This is a genomic window from Streptomyces sp. NPDC002130 (assembly GCF_040296465.1).
Taxonomy (GTDB): domain Bacteria; phylum Actinomycetota; class Actinomycetes; order Streptomycetales; family Streptomycetaceae; genus Streptomyces.
The window spans coordinates 1-1061 of the sequence record NZ_JBEOXI010001224.1 but is presented as its reverse complement, the minus strand read 5'-3'; the positions used below and the strand labels follow the sequence as shown (position 1 = coordinate 1061).

Annotated in this window: 1 protein-coding gene and 2 pseudogenes; 1 reads left to right on the top strand and 2 read right to left on the bottom strand. The window is 61.7% G+C overall.

Annotation, left to right across the window (positions count from 1 at the left end):
• Positions 1–73 (bottom strand): annotated as a pseudogene (locus ABT116_RS49815) (DUF5063 domain-containing protein); the annotation flags it as partial.
• 17 nt (positions 74–90) lie between these two features.
• Here ABT116_RS49815 and ABT116_RS49810 point away from each other — a divergent pair.
• Positions 91–738 (top strand): annotated as a pseudogene (locus ABT116_RS49810) (ABC transporter substrate-binding protein); the annotation flags it as partial.
• A 66-nt stretch (positions 739–804) separates the two neighbouring features.
• Here the strand turns inward: ABT116_RS49810 and ABT116_RS51300 are convergent.
• Positions 805–1061: hypothetical protein (locus ABT116_RS51300; RefSeq protein ID WP_502984116.1), on the bottom strand; the 257-nt coding region annotated here is incomplete at its 5' end.

The following is a 1061-nucleotide window of genomic DNA, read 5'->3' as shown; positions in this document are numbered from 1 at the left end:
CGTCGGGCACGATGTCCTCGTGCGCGCCGAGCCGGCCGCCGGCCAGGAGGAGCTGGGAGACCTCCAGGAGGAGTCGACCAGACACGAGCGGGCATACCCGCAATGATGTCCGAGACCGGTTCTCGCACTTGGTTCCTGGTCGGTCAGCAGTATTCGTGGTCGTTCGGAGCGCATTGGGCGGCCCGACGTGTGATCGCCGAATCCACAGGTTCGGTGGCCGGCGAAGTCTACGTACCGTTGGGGACAACCGACTTCTCGCGCATCATCGAGTCGATAGTCGACTCCGGGGCCGAACTGATTCTTTCCACTCTGGTGGGCCATGACGAGGTCTTCTTCGAACGACAATGCGCCCAGCACGGACTGCGGGCCACCACGCGGACGTTTGCATTGGTCCTCGACGAGGCCACTCAGCAGCTCATCGGCAATTCCGATGCCGACGGAGTCTGGGCGGCATTCGGCTACTTTCAATCCGCGGCCGGTGACCACGACCTCGAAAAGCGATACAGCGCAAGCTCGAACGAACTCCTGCCTCCGCTCAGTTCCCTGTCCGAGACAACGTACGAAGCGATCGTCGCTTACGCACGCGCAGTCGAACGAACGTCGGCGGGCGATCCGGAAACAGTACTTCGGCAGCTTGCCACGACGCCGAAAAGCTCTACGAACACCGGTTTTCCACTGAATCGGCCGATTCTGATCGCTGAATCACGCCGTGGGCGACTGTACCCCCGCTCTCTCTGAGCGCGCGTAACCCGAACTTAACGAGTCAATATGTCGATACCTATTGACGCAATTATGGATCCGGCCCTAGTCTGAAAGACAAGTGAAGCCGATCACATCAGGAGCACACTTCTCATGGCGACAATCCGACCTGACGACCAAGCAATAGACGCCGCCGCAAGGCATTACGGCATCACTCTCGACCAAACAGCCCGGCTCGAGTGGACGGCACTGATCGACGGAGCACTGGGCTCCTACGCCCATCACCCGGGCCTGCCCGGCCGCGATGGTCAGACCGAGCCCGTGGCCCTTCCCGGCCCGGTCCTTGCTGCCGGTGCGGAAGC